The sequence below is a fragment of the Halorubrum sp. Hd13 genome, from assembly GCF_002252755.1.
Taxonomy (GTDB): domain Archaea; phylum Halobacteriota; class Halobacteria; order Halobacteriales; family Haloferacaceae; genus Halorubrum.
In genome coordinates, this window is record NZ_NHOY01000067.1 from 1 (window position 1) to 17,844 (window position 17,844).

The 17,844-nt window shown below is 68.8% G+C and carries 13 protein-coding genes; 4 read left to right on the forward strand and 9 right to left on the reverse strand.

Annotated features, from left to right (window positions below):
• Positions 1 to 284: hypothetical protein (locus DJ81_RS19445; RefSeq protein ID WP_212589834.1), on the forward strand; the 284-nt coding region annotated here is incomplete at its 5' end.
• 213 nt (positions 285 to 497) lie between these two features.
• Positions 498 to 1,703 (forward strand): inorganic phosphate transporter, encoded by a 1,206-nt coding sequence (locus tag DJ81_RS08875; protein ID WP_094523095.1) that lies wholly within the window; start codon positions 498 to 500, stop codon positions 1,701 to 1,703.
• A gap of 9 nt (positions 1,704 to 1,712) precedes the next feature.
• Here DJ81_RS08875 and DJ81_RS08880 read toward each other — a convergent pair whose 3' ends face one another.
• The 3 genes from DJ81_RS08880 to DJ81_RS08890 all read right to left on the reverse strand — a co-directional run bounded on the left by DJ81_RS08880 (position 1,713) and on the right by DJ81_RS08890 (position 4,268).
• Positions 1,713 to 2,144: a universal stress protein gene (locus tag DJ81_RS08880; RefSeq protein WP_094527700.1), complete on the reverse strand. Its 432-nt coding sequence runs from the start codon at positions 2,142 to 2,144 to the stop codon at positions 1,713 to 1,715.
• A 98-nt stretch (positions 2,145 to 2,242) separates the two neighbouring features.
• On the reverse strand, positions 2,243 to 3,352 hold the full coding sequence (nirK, locus tag DJ81_RS08885; RefSeq protein WP_094589355.1) for a copper-containing nitrite reductase: 1,110 nt from the start codon (positions 3,350 to 3,352) through the stop codon (positions 2,243 to 2,245).
• Positions 3,353 to 3,605: 253 nt separating this feature from the next.
• Entirely contained in the window at positions 3,606 to 4,268 is a 663-nt protein-coding gene (locus DJ81_RS08890) for a helix-turn-helix domain-containing protein (RefSeq protein WP_094589357.1), read from the reverse strand.
• A 417-nt stretch (positions 4,269 to 4,685) separates the two neighbouring features.
• Here DJ81_RS08890 and DJ81_RS08895 point away from each other — a divergent pair, with 417 nt between their 5' ends.
• A complete protein-coding gene (locus DJ81_RS08895; RefSeq protein WP_094589387.1) occupies positions 4,686 to 7,199 on the forward strand; it encodes a cation-translocating P-type ATPase in 2,514 nt (837 codons plus the stop codon).
• An 11-nt stretch (positions 7,200 to 7,210) separates the two neighbouring features.
• On the opposite strand, the gene DJ81_RS08900 is transcribed toward DJ81_RS08895, so the two are convergent.
• From DJ81_RS08900 to folP, 6 genes are all read right to left on the reverse strand, one after another.
• Positions 7,211 to 7,870, reverse strand: a complete 660-nt coding sequence (locus tag DJ81_RS08900) for a hypothetical protein (RefSeq protein ID WP_212589835.1) — start codon at positions 7,868 to 7,870, stop codon at positions 7,211 to 7,213.
• Positions 7,871 to 8,017: 147 nt separating this feature from the next.
• On the reverse strand, positions 8,018 to 9,742 hold the full coding sequence (locus DJ81_RS08905; RefSeq protein WP_094527696.1) for a cbb3-type cytochrome c oxidase subunit I: 1,725 nt from the start codon (positions 9,740 to 9,742) through the stop codon (positions 8,018 to 8,020).
• A gap of 1 nt (position 9,743) precedes the next feature.
• Positions 9,744 to 10,286: a cytochrome C oxidase subunit II gene (locus DJ81_RS08910; RefSeq protein WP_094527763.1), complete on the reverse strand. Its 543-nt coding sequence runs from the start codon at positions 10,284 to 10,286 to the stop codon at positions 9,744 to 9,746.
• A gap of 233 nt (positions 10,287 to 10,519) precedes the next feature.
• Positions 10,520 to 11,908 (reverse strand): heme o synthase, encoded by a 1,389-nt coding sequence (locus DJ81_RS08915; protein ID WP_094589359.1) that lies wholly within the window; start codon positions 11,906 to 11,908, stop codon positions 10,520 to 10,522.
• Between the two features lie 732 nt (positions 11,909 to 12,640).
• Entirely contained in the window at positions 12,641 to 14,053 is a 1,413-nt protein-coding gene (locus tag DJ81_RS08920) for an aspartate aminotransferase family protein (protein WP_094589361.1), read from the reverse strand.
• A 241-nt stretch (positions 14,054 to 14,294) separates the two neighbouring features.
• A complete protein-coding gene (gene folP / locus DJ81_RS08925) occupies positions 14,295 to 16,739 on the reverse strand; it encodes a dihydropteroate synthase (RefSeq protein ID WP_094589363.1) in 2,445 nt (814 codons plus the stop codon).
• Between the two features lie 570 nt (positions 16,740 to 17,309).
• Between folP and DJ81_RS08930 the strand changes: the two genes are divergently transcribed.
• Positions 17,310 to 17,744, forward strand: coding sequence for an ester cyclase (locus DJ81_RS08930; protein ID WP_094523103.1), 435 nt, complete (start codon positions 17,310 to 17,312; stop codon positions 17,742 to 17,744).
• Positions 17,745 to 17,844 lie beyond the last annotated feature (100 nt).

Sequence of the window (17,844 nt, forward strand, 5' to 3'; positions counted from 1 at the left end):
GGCCCCATAACGGTCTTCACGCTACCGTATCACCTCTAGTAGCAACTATTGCACCTCCTCCAAGATCGGTACTCCGGCCCGGTCGCTCACGGGCGCCCGTACCCACTCTGATCGACCTCGAAGTCGATGACCCGATAGAGACGGGGGGAATCCACCGCACCAACGCCTACCGCGTCACCGTCGCGGCCGCGAGCTACGTTCACGAAGTAGAGACAGTCTCCATGATGCACACGAAAGAAAGGGGTTCATTCGGTGGCATCGACTTGGCTCACAGGCCGGTCTGAATCCCGGAATCGAAGGGCTCGCACGCCTCGAAGTGTCCCTCCTCGCGGACCTCCCGGCGTACCACGTCTCGACGACGGTTGCGAGCGAACAGCGGGACCGGAGATCGGTCGGCTGTTCGCCGTGATCCTCGCCCCGTCGGGGGAACGTTTAACCACGGGCTCTGTCGAAGTGGGTGGTATGGTCCGAATCCCCGTCAGCGGAGGCCGTTGACCGTGGCGGGAACCGTCTTCTGGGCGCTCGTTGTGCTGGCGACGCTCACCAGCCTCGCCACGGCGTGGGCGCTCGGCGCCAACAGCAACTCGCCGCCGTTCGCCCCGGCGATCGGCGCCAACGCCATCTCAACGATGCGGGCGGCCTTCCTCATCGGCATCCTCGCCGCGCTCGGCGCGCTCACGCAGGGCGGAGCGATCTCCGAGACGGTCGGGGCGGGGCTCATCAACGGCGTCCAGATAACGTCGCTGGCGGCGACGGCGGGACTGCTGACCGCGACCGGCTTCATGGCCTTCGGCGTCTACACCGGCTACCCGGTGCCGGCGGCGTTCGCGACGACGGGAGCGATGGTCGGCGTCGGCCTCTCGCTCGGCGGCGACCCCGCCATAGACACCTACCGCCGCATCGGGCTCTTCTGGTTGCTCGTCCCCCCCGTTTCGGGCGGGCTCGCCTATCTCACCGCCACCATTCTCCGGCGCGACGACATCCCGGAGACGGTCGGCGTCCCGCTACTCGCGGCGGTCGTCGGCGGCATCGTCGCCAACGTGCAGTTGGGCGTCATCCCGTCGCCGCCCGACGCGAGCCAGAGCTCCGTCGCGGGATTCATCGCGCGGCAGGTCGAGACGCCGATGGTCGCCGATGTCGATCCCGTGGTGGTGCTCGTCACGCTGACGGCCGCCGCGGCGTGGTTCCTGCTCATTCGGCGCCGGACCCAGGCGTCGGTCGAGGGCGGCATTCGGACGTTCCTCATCGTCCTCGGGAGCGTCGTCGCCTTCTCCAGCGGCGGCAGTCAGGTCGGGCTGGCGACCGGCCCGCTCGAGAACCTCTACGGGGTCGAACTCGGGCTTCCCGGCGTCGTCCTGCTCGCGCTCGGCGCGACCGGCATCCTCGCCGGCGCCTGGATGGGGGCGCCGAAGCTCCTCCAAGCGACCTCCCGCGAGTACGCCCAGCTGGGGGTCAGGCGCTCGATCGCCGCGCTGGTTCCGGGTTTCATCATCGCGCAGCTGGCCATCGCGCTGGGAATACCGATCTCGTTCAACAACATCATCATCTCCGGGGTCATCGGCGGGGGGCTCGCCGGCGGCTCGGCGGGCGTCTCCCGTCGGAAGATCGGCGTGACCCTCGCGTTTTGGCTCATCACGCTCGTCGCCTCCATCGCGATCGGGTTCGGGCTCTACAAGGCCTTCGCCGCGGTGCTCGGCGGGTGAGGGCCCGGATCAGCGAACGACGGTCACGGTGACGGGGGCCTCGGCGACGACGCTGGTGGCCACGGTTCCGAGCACCCGGCGTGCGATACTTCCCCGCTCGTCGGCGTGCCCGCCCATCACCACGTGGTCGACGTCGTGAGCGTCGACGTATTCGAGAATGACCCCGGCCGGGTCGCCGCTCTCTACCGCCGAGTCGATCTCTCGATCGACCTCCGCGGCCCGGGCTCTCGCCCGTTCGACGATGCGATCGGCCCGTTCGCGCGCGGCCTCATGACGCTCCTCGCCGGGCTCGAGGACGCCGCCCTCGCTCATCGCCGCGTCGATCGGGGTCACCACGTTCAGGACGGTCACCCGGCAGTCGAAGAGGTCGAGCGCCCGCGTGAGCGCCTCGTCGGCCAGCGGCGACCCGTCCAGCGGGACGAGGACGTGAGACGGCGGCATACGTCGTGTCGGACCCGCCCGCACATAGTAACGGTGGTCGTTCTACGCGCGTCCCCGGCCGCCCGCCGCGAGCCGATGACGGGAGCGACCCGCGCCCGTCACCCCCCGTCGGGGTCGTAGATATCGGGGTCCTGCTCGCCCTGCACCTCGAGCACGCCGAGGAGTCCCTTGCGGGCCACGCGGGTCAGCGAGTGGTCGACGATCTTGATCGGACCGGGGACGGGGGTCCTGATCTCCGCGGCGGTGACGGTGCCGGGCGCGACCGGCGTCGTCTCGACGTAGCGCGCGGGGTCCGAGACGAGGTCTCCGTCGCGGTAGAGCTTGTCCCAGACGTTGCCGATGGCGTGCCACGAGCTGCTCAGGTTCGGCCCGCCGTTGGACAGGAAGAGCCGGACGCGCTCGTCCTGCTCGACCTGGACCCGGCCGTATCCGTCCTTCGTGAACGCGTACGCCTCGCCGTTGAACGCCATGTAGGTCGGGTCCTCCTCCTTGGCGGCGTCTACGCTCCACTCGTGGTGGCCTTCTTGACCGGTCTCCCCGTTCGTGTACAGCTCGTGCTGGCCGAAGTAGAGCTCGCGGTCGACTTCCGGAAGCCCGTCTTTCGGCTCGACGAGGATGGCGCCGAACATGCCGGCGCTGATGTGGTGGTCCATGTTCGGGACCGCACAGTGGTAGATGTGGACGCCGGGGTAGGTGGCTTTGTACCGGATGCTGGCCTCCTCGCCGGGCGCGATGGTGGTGTGGTCCGCGCCGCCGCCGGGCCCGTACACCGCGTGGAAGTCCATGTTGTGCGGCAGCCCGCTGTCCTCGGGGTTCTTCAGGGTGAAATTCACCGTGTCGCCGCGGCGGACGCGGACCATCGGGCCGGGCACCCGCCCGTCGAAGGTCATGTAGTCGAAGGTGACGCCGGGCTCGATCTCGGCGGTCACCTCCTGCGTCTCCATCGTCACCTCGTGCGTGCGCGGCTCGTCCCAGTCGACGGGGTCGGGCACGTCGGTCGGATCCGCGGCGATGCGGTCCGCGTCGACCTCTGCGGCCGGATCGAGCGAGGCCGACTCGCCCGCCGGGTCCGCATCGGCCGCGTCGTTCGTGGGCGGCGCGATGGCGTCGGTATCGCCGCCACCGAGGCAGCCCGCGAACACGGCCGCGGCGCCGATACCCGCCGTCTTCAGAAACGCACGCCGGTCGGTGTGGGAATGTCGGGACATTGGGTCTCTCCGGTTGGTGTTTGGTGAAGAACGACCGTATAAGTGCAGAGATGTTCTCACCTCGCGGGCGAATAACTGAACATCATCGCTGATTTTTACTTAAAGGACGTTCGCGACTCCCGACGAGTATCCGACGCCGCCGGATCCGCGTGTGACGGCGAGCGGACGACGCGTCGCGACCCCGACGCGAAGCGGACCGCGGCGCGAAGCGGACCGCGACGCGAACCGGACCGCGGCGAAACGGCAGTCGCACTCACCGCGTCGCCGCTTCGTCGTCGTCGATCTGCGGGGGTAGGTCCTCGATGAGCCGCCTGACCGCGACCTCCTCGGCGCGGTGGAGCGCCTCGCTGCAGGTGGACGTCGCGAGCCCGACGCGGTCGGCCAGCTCGGTGAGCGAGCAGGTCCGCGGCGTGTCGTAGTACCCCTCCTCTATCGCGCGGAGGAGCAGCTCCTGCTGGGTCTCGGTCAGCAGCCGACTCGCCTGTGGCCGCTCCCTGACGTGCTTGACGCGGAAGTCGAGCCCGAGTTCGCCGAACTGCCGGCCCAGCTCCGAGATCCGGTCGGTGGCTCCGGTGATGTCGACGACCGCGTCGCCGTCGCTGATCTCGACCGGCATCTCGATGGGGATTCCGGACCGCTTCGCCGCGAGAAGCAGCAACGGCGCCGAGGTCTCGAACTGCACCGTCGCCTCGTTGTCGGCTTGGTTCATCACCGTCGCTTCGGTGATCGACGGGTGCGACTCCATGGCGTCGAGGACTGCCTCGACGTCAGGGGCGGTTATCCACACGAGCGCGAACCCCGGACCCTCGCCCGGGAGCGCGGCGATCACCCGCAGCGTCGCTTCCGGGAACGCGCGGGAGACGTCTGCGGCCCACGGTCCATCGGGCAGTTCGACGACGAGGCGTGCTTGTGCCATTGGTCTTCTCGGTGGGTGATTCCGGGTCGGTGGTGAGGCGGTCCGGCCGAAGACAACCGGACGCGACTTCCGGGGGGTCGGATCGCGTCACGGACGCGGAAGCGACCGGTTCCCCTCCGACCGCCGCGACGCGAGTGTGACGCGTCGTCAGTCGATCCCGCATCGGCCGTCGTCGGACGACTGTACGTACGACTCGGGTGAAAAGGGGATATCGGGCGTTCTTGAGGCGTGGTACCGTCGACCGAATTGTTCGGCCGTCTCTTTATCCCCCGCATCGGCGCGGCCCGACCTCGTCCCCGCGGCCCCCTCGTCGGACCGGACGACGATCGGAACGGTATCGCGTTCGTCCGCTTCGCCGGCTTCGACCCGAACACGTTCGCGGACACTGACTCCCGCGTCGGCGAGCGAGTTCCGGTGATGGGACGCTGTCGGCTCTGTGACCTCCCGACCTCGGACCCGCCCGTCAGCGCGGCCGGCGTCGACGGCGAGTTCTGCTGCCGCGGCTGTCTGGAGGTGGCCCGCCGGCTCGACGACGTCGACGACGCCGAGACGGAGACGGACGGGATCGGGGACGCACCGACGGAGCGAGACCGAGCGACGACCGAGGGGACGTACCCGTCGGGGGCGAGCGAGGCGTATCTGGCGGTCGACGGGATGCACTGTACGACCTGCGAGACGTTCCTCGGACTCCGCGGCGACGACCGCCGGGGGGTCCACGCGGTGGAGGCCAACTACGGCACCGAGACCGCCCGGGTCGTCTACGATCCGGAGGCGATCGACCGGGAAGAGCTCCCGGCGGCGCTCTCGGGGTACGGGTACGCGCTCCGGTTCCGCGAGGGGACGCCGACGGAGGGAGGGGCCGAGACGCACGCCGCCGACGGTCCGGCGGGGGGCCGTCCGGACGACCGGACGGTCGAGCGGCTCGCGGTCGGCGGGTTCCTCACGATGCTGATCATGCCGTGGTACGTCCTGTCGCTGTACCCGAGCTACCTCGGCGTGGAGACGAACGTCCTCGCCATCGACACGACCACGTCGGTGGGCCGGTACCTCCCGCTGGCGTTCATCGCGGTCCTGACGACCGTCCTGTTGGCGTCCACGGGCGCGCCGCTCCTGCGGGGCGCGTACGTGAGCGTCCGGGCGCGGCGACCCAACATGGACCTCCTCGTCGCGGTCGCCGCGCTGTCCGCGTACGCGTACAGCACGCTGACGCTCGCGACCGGCGGCACGCACCTCTACTACGACGTCACGGTCGCCGTCGTGATGGTCGTCTCGGTCGGCCGGTACTACGAGCGGCGGGTCCGATCGCGGGCGAACGACCTGCTCGAGACCGTCACGGCCGCCCGCGTCGAGTCGGCGACGCGGCTGACCGACGCGGGATCGGAGACCGTCCCGATCGCAGACCTGGAACCGGGCGACCGAGTCCGGGTCGCGCCAGGCGAGCGCGTGCCGATCGACGGCACCGTGACCGAGGGGACCGTCGACGTCGACGAGTCCGTGATCACCGGGGAGTCGCTCCCGGTGCGGAAGGAGCCCGGGGATCCCGTGATCGGCGGCGCGACTCTCCTCGGTGACGTCGGCGACGGGCGCGGTCCCGACGGCGCGGTCGTGATGCGAGTCGGCGAGGACGCGGAGAGCACCGCGGACCGCCTCGCCGCCGCCCTCTGGGAGGTTCAGACCGACGCGCCGGGTGTCCAGCGGTTCGTCGACGCGCTCGCGACGATATTCGTTCCGACCGTGTTAACGCTCGGGCTGCTCGTCGCCGGCTGGGGGCTCGCGACCGGCGAGACGGTCGCGGCCGCGATGCTCGCCGGCCTGACCGTCCTCGTCGTCTCCTGTCCGTGCGCCATGGGGCTCGCGACCCCGCTCGCGGTCTCCGGCGGGCTCCGCGACGCGCTCGCTCGCGGCGTGGTCGTCACCGATTCGTCGGTGTTCGAAGTCGCCCGAGAGGCCGAGACGATCGTGTTCGACAAGACCGGGACCCTCACCGCGGGGGAGATGCGCGTCGCCGCCACGTACGGCGACGACCGGACGCTTCGGCTCGCCGCCGCGCTCGAGCGCCGCGCCGACCATCCCGTCGCGGACGCGATCCGCGATGCGGCGACCGATGATCGGCTCCCGATCGAGGACGGACCGCTGACCGACGGCGGCCTCGAGGGGACGACGGTCGAGTCGTTCGCCCGCCACCCCGGTGCGGGGATCTCGGGCGAAGTCGTCGCCGGCGACGGCCGCGCGTCCGACCGCCGAACGACCGGCACGCGAGTCGTCGCCGGGACCCTCGATCTGGTCGAGCGCGAGTGCGGTCCCGCCTCCGACGACCTGCGGGACCGCGTCGATGTCGTCGCGGATCGGGGCGCGCTGCCGGTCGCCGTGGGATGGAACGGCGCGGCTCGCGGGGTGATCGCCGTCGAGGACCGCGACCGGGAGGGCTGGGACGAGGCGCTCGCGGCGTTCGCAGACAGGGAGGTGGTCGTCCTGACCGGCGACGACGGTCCGCGGGCCGACCGGTTCCGAAACCACCATGCGGTGGACGAGGTCTTCGCCGGCGTCCCGCCGGACGGGAAACTCGAGGCCGTCCGCGGATTCACCGCCGCCGGCACTACCGTGATGGTCGGCGACGGGACGAACGACGCGCCGGCGCTCGCGGCGGCCGATCTCGGTATCGCGATGGGCGACGGGACGGCCCGCGCCGTCGAGGCCGCGGACGCCGTGATAACCGGCGAGGACCTGCGCGCGGTCGAGACCGTCTTCGCCCTCGCGGCCGGGACCCGCCGACGGATCCGGGAGAACGTGGCGTGGGCGCTGTGTTACAACGCGGTGGCCGTCCCGCTCGCGATCGCGGGGGTGCTCAACCCCTTCTTCGCCGCCCTCGCGATGGCCGCCAGCAGCGGGATCGTCGTGACGAACTCGACGCGGTCGGTGCTGCGGGAGTGACGACGCCCCCGTCAGACCGTCCGGATGAACCGGCGGAGGGTCTCGCCGTTCGAGTCGCGGAGTTCGATCACGAACTGCGCCCCTGAGGGCCCGTCGGAAAGCGCGGCGCGGGGCGCCGAAACCGCGTACGGCGGCTCGTCGCTGCGGTCGATCTCTTCGCCGCCGGCGAGGAGCACGACGTGGTCGACGCCATCGGACGCCTCGAGCTCGCAGGTGATCGGGTCGCCGTCGGTCTCACAGACCAGCTCCGCGGTCACGTCACCGCCGTCGGCTCCGAAGCCGGACGAGAAGTCGAGCAGCATCACGCCCGGCCCGAGGGTTCCCACGACCGCGACGATCACGAGGAACGTCGCGAAGTTGATCTTCGACCCGTGGCGGACGATCCGTCGCACGGTCGGGTTCTCGGCGGTGCGCCGCAGGCGGATCACGGCCGGAACGACGAGCACGTGGGTGAGCGGTCCCCACGCGATCAGGACGAAGCCGTAGGCGATCGCGTACCGAAGCGCGGTCGCGTCTATCCAGTACGCCGTCAGGACGTTCCCACCCATCCACAGGAAGAGCCCGAGGAAGACGAGCGCGCCGCTCTTGAGCCAGCGCCAGACGGGCGTGTTCGCGTAGTAGACGCTCAGGAGGTCACGCCATGCTTGACGAACGATACCGCCGAGCCGCATTCGTGAATTTGTCTTCGAAGCGTCAGTCATTCGTTTAGTTTCGTATCAGTGGTCGGTCGTCGGTCGTCGGTTCGGGTAGTCGCCCGCCGCGGGTCGGAAAACCGGAGCGATGAGCGCTCCGCGGGCCGGTTGGACGTCGGCCGGCGCCTACGCGCCGATCGCCCACAGCTGGGTCAGCAGGTACCAGTTCAGCACGTAGACCGCGGCGAAGACGCCGAGGAAGATCAGACAGAGCGTGAACGTCCCGCGGAGCTCGACCGCGTGGATCGCCTCACCGCCGTCGGCGTGGAGTCCCCCCTCGGGGAGCATGCCGCCGTCGTCGCCGGCGGCGAGCCGGTCGCCGAACAGCAGCGAGCCGACCGAGACGCCGACGAACAGGACGCCGGAGAGGATCGCCAACAGCGCGAACAGCCCGAAGATCATGAATATCGGGATCGCCGCCGAGAAGCTGAACTCCGAGCCGGGGATGTTCCGGACCACCTCTGCGGTCCGGCGCGGGACGCCGTAGAGGATCCCCGCGTACATCAGCATCAGCGTGGCGACGCTCATCGCGGCCCCGTAGGCGTACGGGATCGCGCTCGCGAGGGTGTCCGAGACGAAGTCCCGGCGGAACATCGTCTTGATGACGAAGAGGACGAGTCCGAAGAACGCGAGCGTCGTCCCGAGAGCGACGGTGGCGTGGAAGTGCCCCACCGTCGCGAGGGTGTTGTGCCAGGTCATGTTCACCTGAATCTGGCCCATCACGACGCCGGTGATCCCGCCGAGGAAGCCGAAGAGGATGATGCTGAAGATCGTCGAGGCGAAGACGGGGTTCCGCCACGGCGCGGACGTGAGCCACCCGAAGAGCCCGCCGCCCTGTCCTCGCCGCCGGCGCCCGGCCTCGATCCCGGCCGGGATCGCGAACGCGTGGATCATGCTCGCGAAGGCCGCGCCGTAGAAGGCGTAGGAGGTGTTCCAGATGCGCCAGCCGGCGGACATGCCGGGGTCGACGAGGAGGTGGTGAGCCGCCCCGAGATTGATGAAGAAGAGGTAGAGGATGAACGCGGTCCGCGAGACCTTCTCGGAGATCACGACGGCGCCCCCCACGACGTGAGTGAGGAAGTACCACACCGTGATCATCGCGAGCAGGTTGATCTGCTGGGTCCCGTGGCCGACGATCCAGTAGAGCTGGCGGTAGATCGCCGGGTCCACGGTGGCGATGAGATCGACCCGCCAGGCGAGTGCGTACGCGAACGCGGCGATGCCGCCGAGGATCGCCTCCACGGCGATGATCCCGGTGATGAACGCGCCGAAGGCGACCAGCGGGAGCGTCCGGCTGCTGTCGCGGGTCTCCGTCCAGATCGTCGCGAAGAACGGGAGCGCCGCGATCGTCGCCCCGAGCAGGAAGAGGATCGCCGTGCCGTAGAACCACGGCGAGACGGGAAGCGGGACGTACGCCGTCAGCAGCGGCGCCTCGTTCGGCGCCTCGGACAGCCAGATGGACGCGTTCACACCGATCGCGCCGACCACCATCGTGACCCAGCCGAGGGTCGCGAGCGGGCGCAGCGGGAGCTTCCGGCCGAGCACCATCGGACCGCCGACGTAGAGGACGGCGATCTCCATGAACACCATCCAGAAGATGAGCAGGTTCCACGCGTGCATGCTCAGGTGGGTGTAGTAGCTGCTCGCGTCGAGCAGGCCGACGAACTCCCACCGAGTCATCGCGACGGAGAAGGCGAAGCTCCCGCCGACCGCGAGCGCGATCACCGCGGTCAGTCCGAACAGCTTCACGTAGTTCTCCACGCTCCGGTGGACGTCGAGTCCGGTCACCGAACACGCGCGGAACCCGTCCGCGCCGTAGTCGTTCCGAAACAGCGAGGCGATCGCCGACATGTTACCCCTCCACCACCGTGAAGCGGCCGTGCATCGTCCGGTGGCCCTGTCCGCAGAACTCGTTACAGACGACGTGGTAGGTGCCCGGCTCGTCGAACGTCATCGGGATCACCCACTCGGAGCCCGGGAACACCTGGAGGTTGATCTGTTTGTTCAGGTTCTCCTCGGGCCTGACCGAGAAGCCGTGCTGGACGTCGTAGGCGCCGAGGTGGATGTCGTACTCGCGGCCCGCTTCGAGCACGACCGGGAGGCCGTCCCAGTTGAACCGCATCGCGCCGACGTACACGTCGTCGTCGGGCGGAACCAGTCCGTCCTCGGTCTCCTCGGCGGACTCCTTGTACTCGCCGACGCGCTCCTGGTACTGGTCGGGATCGACGTCGTACGTCGTCCCGATGGGGTTCTGGTCACCGAACTGCGTGAACCCGGCCATCCAGGTGAAGATGCCGAGCGACCACGCGCCCGCAAGCCCGAGCCAGATGCTCTCGCGGCGATTCACCGGTGAGTTCCACCAGTCGTCTTCGGGGTCTTCGAGCGGGTTGCTCACGGGGATCACCTCACCGGCAGCGACAGGATGTCGAGCAAGCCCCATCCGACGTAGGCCACGAGAAAGAACAGTATCGCCGCCGCGGCCAACAGCCAGATACGGTTATAGAGACGTTGCATCGCTGGAACTTCTCCGTCATCGCGTGTTGTCCGGTTGCTCATCGATCGCTCACAGGTTAGATACACGGATACTCATGGTGAGCGTTGTCGCGCACATGTTCGCCCGCGGCGGTTTCACATCGCGAGCGTTTCCGCGAGGATGGCCGCGAGGACGGCCCCGAGGTAGGCGTTCGAGGCGTGGAAGCTCCTGTAGGCGGCGGCCGCCGCGTCGTCGGAATCCCCTCGGCCGGCGTCGTACTGTCGGACGACGCTCCGCACGAAGAGGGCTCCGAGCGCCGTCGTCGTGACCGCGTAGAGGACGCCGAAGTCGCTGACGGCTCCCAACAGGACCGCGGCGATCAGCGTGACGCCGAGCCACGCGAGTATGCGTCGCCGCGCGGTCTCGATCCCCGCGACGACCGGTAACATCGGGTAGTCTGCCCGCGCGTAGTCCTCGCGGTGGGCGATCGCGAGGTTGTAGAAGTGCGCGGGGGTCCAACAGCAGACGACGACCGCGAGCAGGACCGCAGGGAGGCCGACGGTCCCCGTCACCGCGGCGTACCCGATCAGGGCCGGCAGGGCGCCGGATCCCCCGCCGATAACGGTGTTCCACCGCGTGGTCGGCTTCAACAGGACCGTGTAGACGTACGCGTAGTAGACGACCGCCGCGGCCGTGAGCGCGGCCGCGAGCGCGTTGACGAACGCGAACAGGATCGCCATCGAGGCGACGACGAGCGCGGCGGCGAATGCGATCGCCCGTCGGACGCCGACCCGATCGGTCGCGATCGGCCGGTCGGCGGTCCGGCGCATCTTGCGATCGCGGTCGCGCTCGTACACGTGGTTGAACGTTCCCGACGCCCCGGTCGCGAGGACGCCGCCCGCGAGCGTCGCGACGACGGTAACGCCGTCGAGCTCGGCGCCGGCCGCGACGGCCAGTCCCATCCCCGCCAGCGCGAGCAGGCACAGCAGCCACATCAGCCGCGGCTTGGTCAACTCGAGATACGCCCGAAGTCGGTCGCCGACGGAGGGCGCGTCGCGCTCTGCCGTCGCGGGGGGCGCGTCGAGCTCGGGCGGTTCTGTGGGCGCGCCGCCCTCGGAGACGCCCGGTGGCTGTCGGTCGCCCGAGTTCCCCCGAGAGCCGGCGGTGGCCGGGTCCCTCGCCGTCGCCTCCACCCGGGTCACGAGCGTCGCGAGGAGGACGGCGAACACCCCGATCCCGCCCAACAGGTGGAGTCCGCCCTCGAACGGGAGGACGCCGGTTCGCCCCGCGAGCCCGACGGCCGCCTGTCCCGCGTACGCGAGCAGGACCGCGATCGTTCCGACGCGGACGCCGCGAGAGGCCGCCGTTCGGTGGGCGACGAGCGCCGTGACGCCGAGCAGGACGCCGACGGCCACCGCCGTGGCGTGATGGATCGCGGCGACCGCCGCACCGACGTCCGCGGCGGCGGTCGCACCCAGCGCGACGAGCAGATACGTCCCCACGACCGACCAGATCAACAGCCTCGTGAGCCGCGGCGGATCCATACGGCCAGTCCGCGTCCGACCCCCGCGTCTCTTGCCCCGAACATATTCGGAGGCGTCTGGCGACATTCGCACACGAGCGTTCTCCTCCGACGCTGTCGCCGGCCTCGCCGTCGAGGGCACACGCGGACGCCCCGCGAGGTCGTTGCCCCGTGCGTCCGTCATCGATCCAGATATATCTGTTTGAATTATAAGACAGCATACTTATGATACGTCGCCACTCGGGCCAAGACACGATTCGCGATCGGATCCGAAGGGCCGATCTGCCGCCGACAGGCGGTGCAGGCGAAAAACACGTTTCCACGCACGAGAAAACGTTTCACACCGTTTCTGACGGAGATTGATCGGACGCCGTCCTTTGAGATCCCGGTACAGTCGGTCTCCGTTTTATGAGGCTCTCGAGTCCCAAAAAGGCGGTTTTCGCCGAAGTCACTTAGCGGTCTTTCTCAGCGAATTCGCTCCGAACTCGAATCGCTCGCCGTGGGGATCCGCACTCCGCTAAACATACTTTTCTCGGTGAAATAACGTTTATGACGGTATTTATATATTATTGACGGCTGGTAGGAGACGACTCGGTACCGTCACGCGCCGCCGTCGTCTCCCGGGACCGACGCGTGAGTCACCGCGACCGCCGGGACGGCTCTTCGATCGCGGGCGATCAGACGGATCGACCGACGGTCGGGCCCGGAACGGACCGATATCCGGCGGCGCTCGACGGTGCGTAACCGTCCGCGTTCACTCGCCGTGGTCCGCGAGGACGTCGCGGACCGAATCGGTGATGATGTCCATGCCGACCTCCGCCTGGCGCTGCGTCAACACGAGCGGCGGGAGCAGGCGAAGGACGCTCTTGTGGCGTCCGGCGTACCACACGAGCACGCCCCTGTGGTAGCACTCGCGCTGGATCGATTCGACGAGCGACTTCGAGGGTCCGCCGTCCACCTCGAACTCGACGCCCGTGAACTGCCCCTTTCCGCGGATATCGACGATCTCGGGGACGTCCTCGGCGAGCTCGCGGAACCGCGACCGGATGTACCCCCCGACCTCCGTCGCGTGGTCGAGGAGGTCGTGCTCTTCGACGTACTCGATCGCGCGCGTCCCGCCGACGAACGCGGGGACGTTCCCGCGGAACGTGCCGACGTGACCGCCCGGCCCCCACGTGTCGTACTCCTCGTGATACATCATCGCGCCGATGGGGAGCCCCGAGCCGCCGATCCCCTTCGCCATCGTCATCGCGTCCGGCGTCACGTCCCAGTGCTCGGCCGCGAACCACTCGCCGGTACGCCCGAACCCGGTCTGGATCTCGTCGAAGATCAGCATCGCGTCGTTGTCGTCCGCGATGTCGCGGAGCCCCTCGAGGAACCCCTCCGGCGGGACGACGACGCCGCCCTCGCCCTGGATCGGCTCGACCCAGATCCCCGCGGGCGACTCGTGGCCCCCGTACGGGCCCTCGAACTTCCGTTGAACCGCGTCCAGCGCACGGGCACAGGTACCCGCCTGACAGCAGTTCTCGGCGGGACAGAACGACTCGACGTCACCGCTCGGCCCCGGCTCGCTGGGGTTGGGGAACGGGACGTGGACGGCGTCGGCCAACAGCGGGCCGTATCCCTCCTTGTACGCCTTGCCGGCGGTGAGGCTGAGCGCCCCGGCGGTCGTCCCGTGGTACGACCCCTCGAAGGCGAGGGTTCCGTGGCGGCCGGTGTTGTGTTTGGCGAGCTTGATCGACCCCTCGATCGCGTCGCTGCCGCTCGGTCCGCCGAAGATGACCTTGCTGTTTCCGGAGAGACCGTCGGGCGCGATGTCGTTGAGCCGTTCGATGAACTCGATCCGCGCCTCGGTGGGGAAGTCCACCGTATGGGTGAGCTTATCGAGCTGCTCGTGGACCCCCTCCAGCACGTACGGGTTGGAATGGCCGACGTTCAACACGCCGATGCCGGCGAAGAAGTCGAGGAACGTGTTTCCGTCGACGTCCCTGATGGTCGCGCCCTTGGCCTCCTCGAGCGCCACCGGTATGCGGCGCGGGTACGCGACCGCGTTGCTGTCGACCTCCCGTTGCCGTTCCAGCAGCCGCTCCGTTTGCGGCCCGGGTACCGGCTCCACGTCAGGCTCCATCGAGAAGTGGAGCTCGTCGATCGGTGGGCTTGCTACCATGTGACAGGAATTTGCGCGAGGATGTATATAATTAGTGATTGTGCAATAATATCTATTTCAGGGAGTCTGTGTACTAGCTAAAAAGTCTTATTTGAACATTGTTCAATAAATGTAATTCTCTCAGGACCTACCACTTATCATTTGAATCAGAATCTAGCCGAAGTGGTTCTGACACTCAAACACAATGATCGGCGGATACTCATGAAGAGCGTCGGCGACACGGCGACCGCGTCGACCGCGGTCACCGGTCGTCGACGCCCGGGTCCGCGGCCATCTCGGCGGTCCGCACCGCCGCGACGTTCTCCGCCACGTCGTGGACCCGGACGATGTCGGCGCCGCGGTCGGCCGCCAGCGACGTCGCCGCGAGGGTCGCGGGAAGGCGGTCTCCGGACGCCTCGCGTCCGACGAGCCCGAACATCGACTTCCGCGAGTGGCCGACGAGCACCGGGCAGCCGAGCGCCCGGAACTCGTCGAGGCGGCCCAAGAGCTCGAAGCTCTCGACGGCCGACTTGCCGAATCCGAGTCCCGGATCGACGATGATCTGCGACCGGTCAAGCCCGGCCTTCTCCGCCAAGAGCACCCGCTCGGAGAGCGCAGCCAGCGTGTCGTCGACCACGTCGTCGTACTCGACGTCGACGTCGGGATCGACCGGCGTCTCTATCGAGTGCATCACGACCACCGGCACTTGGTGTTCGGCGGCGACCAGCCGCATCTCCGGGTCTTCGAGCCCCGAGACGTCGTTGAGAACGTCCGCGCCTGCCGCGAGCGCCGCCCTCGCCACCGCGGCCTTCCGGGTGTCGATCGAGACGAACACGTCGAGATCGGCCAGCGCCTCGACGACCGGGCGCACGCGGTCGATCTCCTCGTCGACCGGCACGGGATCGGCGCCCGGTCGGGTCGACTCCCCGCCGACGTCGACGATATCGGCGCCGGCTTCGACCATCGCCTCGGCGCGGGCGACGGCGTCGTCCCGGGCCTCGAAGCGCCCGCCGTCGTGGAACGAGTCCGGCGTGACGTTCAACACGCCCATGACCGCGGTCCCGGAGTCCCACGGATAGACCGCAGCGTCCGTGTCCGTTTCGGACGCCGCTTCGAGGTCCAGCGTCTCCCGGAGGTCGTCGCCCACGACCTCGAGGCCGTGAGGCTCGCCGTCGAGCGCGTCGAGGAGCCGTCGGAACTGCGCGACCGTCCCCATCAATGCGATGTCGACGGGTTCGCGGCCGCGCGTCGAGAGCCCGGAGACGACGCACCGGCCGCCGATCGACAGCAACTCCCGCCTCACGTGATCGGCCTGGCGGGGGGAGAGTCGGGTGGTAACGACTCGGTGCACGCCGTCCGCACGCGCCCGCTGGACGTCGCCGGCGCTCACGTCGGCGGCCTCCATGACCGCGGCGGCGGTTTCGAGGTCGTCGACCCGCCGAGGCACGTGCAGCCGCGTCCAGCGCCGGCGGGCCTCCGCGACGACCCGTAACGATCCGCAGATCAGCACGGCGTCGCCCGCGTCGGCGGCCGACAGCGCGGCGTCGACGGCGTCGGCGACGGAACCCCGTGTGCCCGCGTCGACGGCGTCGTCGAACGCCGACGCGAGTATCGCTGGCGTCTCCGCTCGTTCGAGGTCCGGCCGGCAGGCGTAGACGCGGTCGGCGTCCGGCAGCGCCGCCGCCATCTCCGCAATGTCCTTATCGCACATCGCGCCGAAGACGATGTGGAGCGAGTCGCACTCGAACGTCGAGAGCGTCTCGGCCACCCCCTCGCAGCTGGCCGGGTTGTGCGCGCCGTCCAGCACGACGAGCGGATTCCGTTCCATCACCTCGAAGCGGCCAGCCCAGTGCGCGTTCCGGAGCCCGCGCTCGACGGCGGCCGGGGAGACGCCGTCGAACTGCCGGGCCAGCGCCGCGGCGACGCCGGCGTTGCGGACCTGGTACGCGCCCAGCAACGGGAGGGACGTCCTCGCCGACCAGTCGTCGGTTTCGATCCCGACGGCCTGTTCTAAGCCCTCGCGGCCGCCGTCGGTCACCCGGAGGTCGGCGTCGGCGGCGGTTCCGACAAGGTAGACGTCGGCGACCGACTCGACGGCCGACAGCGCCGCGCCGGTCGCGGCGGTCACGAGGGGCGCGTCGGCGGGGGCGACGGCGGCCAAGTCCCGGGCGATCTCCTCGACGGTGTCACCGAGCATGTCCGTGTGCTCGAGCGAGACGCTCGTGACTGCCGCCGCATCGGTATCCAGCGCACTCGTCGCGTCGTACCGGCCGCCGATGCCGACCTCTAATACGGCGACGTCCACGTTCGCGCGGGCGAACGACCAGACGGCCAGCGCCGTGAGCGCCTCGAAGAACGTCGGCGGGTCGCCCTCGGCCGTCCGATCGTTCACGTAGGGTTCCACCCGCTCGACGAATTCGGTGACGGCCTGCTTCGAGACCGTTCGCCCGTCGAGGCGTATCCGCTCTCTGACGTCGTTCAAGTGGGGCGAGGTGTAGATGCCGACGTCGTATCCGGCCTGCCGCAGCACGCTCTCGACCATGCGAGCGGTGCTCCCCTTCCCGTTCGACCCCGCCACCTGAACGACCTGCAATTCCTCGCCGGGGCCGTCGAGGTGGTCGAGCAGGCGTCGCGTCGACTCGACGCCCTCGGCCGGTGGGTACCGGCGGAGGTCGAAGAGGAAGTTCGCCGCCTCGTGGTATTCCATATCAAAGGGAGTAGGGCGAACGGTTTATCCGTTTTTCCCCGCCGGCACGGAGCCGCCTCGGCGAGGAGGTTCGCGGACGCGTATTACGGGCGTTCAGGGCCGTTCCGTCCGGAAGACGGGAAAGAGATCGTCGGCCGGTAGCCGGTGGAAGGCAGATCTCACGGCGAGCGACGGCGCCGGGGACCGAGTCGTGGCAGTTTCCGGGGTCTTGACCGGTTGCGTTCGTCGGGAGCGACGGACACCCGGATACGCCTCCGCCCCGAGTCCTGTCGTCCGACTGGTCGGTCGTGGATCCGAATCTCTACGTCCCAGTTCACTGGGAAGTTCGGGTTTACCGCGTCCGGAAGGCGGTCGGTTCCCGGGTCCGGGCTCGGATCGGGATCGGGAGACGGCGACGAACCGACCGGTCGCCGAAACGAGAACCCGACCGACTGAGGCACCTCCGCAACGCTCCGAACGTCGAATGCGACGATTAATGATAACATCTAACACGAATACGGCCGATCGTTCGAACGGCGCCCACAGCGACCGGGCGGCCCTGATCCGAGCGGAATCGACCGAGGTGTACCTATGTCAGAGACGCAATCCCCAAACCGAGAACTGGTACGCGACTACCTGAAGGCGTTCAACGAACAGGACCGGGACCGGATGACCGAGCTGCTCGCCGAGGATGTCGTCGAGCACGGGATCGTCGAGGAGCTGCACGGGATCGAGGAGATACTCGGCTTCCTCGACGCGCACTTCGAGACGTTCCCCGACTACGGCGGAACCACGGAGGCGATGACGGCGGAGGACGACCTCGTCACCGTTCGATACACCGTCGCCGGGACCCACACCGGCCAGTACCGCGACATCGAACCGACCGGCCACACCGTCGAGTGGACCGGCATCGCGATGTACCGCATCGAAGGCGACGAGATCGTCGAGATCTGGATCGAAGAGGACCGGCTCGGCCTGCTCGAACAGCTCGAGGTCGTCGACCCGCCGGCCCACCTGCGCATCTGAGACGGCCGCTCCGCCCCGTGACGCCATCCCGCTCGAACCGCCACGCTCTCCCTCCAAGTATTTCGTCTTATCTCGGAAGGTGACGAACGGCCCGGATCGG

Bases quoted from the DNA above. Each gene is read 5' to 3' on its own strand.
- nirK (WP_094589355.1), bottom strand. From the start codon at position 3,352: ATGTCCCGACATTCCCACACCGACCGGCGTGCGTTTCTGAAGACGGCG.
- folP (WP_094589363.1), bottom strand. From the start codon at position 16,739: ATGGAATACCACGAGGCGGCGAACTTCCTCTTCGACCTCCGCCGGTAC.
- DJ81_RS08890 (WP_094589357.1), bottom strand. From the start codon at position 4,268: ATGGCACAAGCACGCCTCGTCGTCGAACTGCCCGATGGACCGTGGGCC.
- DJ81_RS08930 (WP_094523103.1), top strand. From the start codon at position 17,310: ATGTCAGAGACGCAATCCCCAAACCGAGAACTGGTACGCGACTACCTG.
- DJ81_RS08880 (WP_094527700.1), bottom strand. From the start codon at position 2,144: ATGCCGCCGTCTCACGTCCTCGTCCCGCTGGACGGGTCGCCGCTGGCC.
- DJ81_RS08900 (WP_212589835.1), bottom strand. From the start codon at position 7,870: ATGCGGCTCGGCGGTATCGTTCGTCAAGCATGGCGTGACCTCCTGAGC.
- DJ81_RS08920 (WP_094589361.1), bottom strand. From the start codon at position 14,053: ATGGTAGCAAGCCCACCGATCGACGAGCTCCACTTCTCGATGGAGCCT.
- DJ81_RS08905 (WP_094527696.1), bottom strand. From the start codon at position 9,742: ATGTCGGCGATCGCCTCGCTGTTTCGGAACGACTACGGCGCGGACGGG.
- DJ81_RS08895 (WP_094589387.1), top strand. From the start codon at position 4,686: ATGGGACGCTGTCGGCTCTGTGACCTCCCGACCTCGGACCCGCCCGTC.
- DJ81_RS08915 (WP_094589359.1), bottom strand. From the start codon at position 11,908: ATGGATCCGCCGCGGCTCACGAGGCTGTTGATCTGGTCGGTCGTGGGG.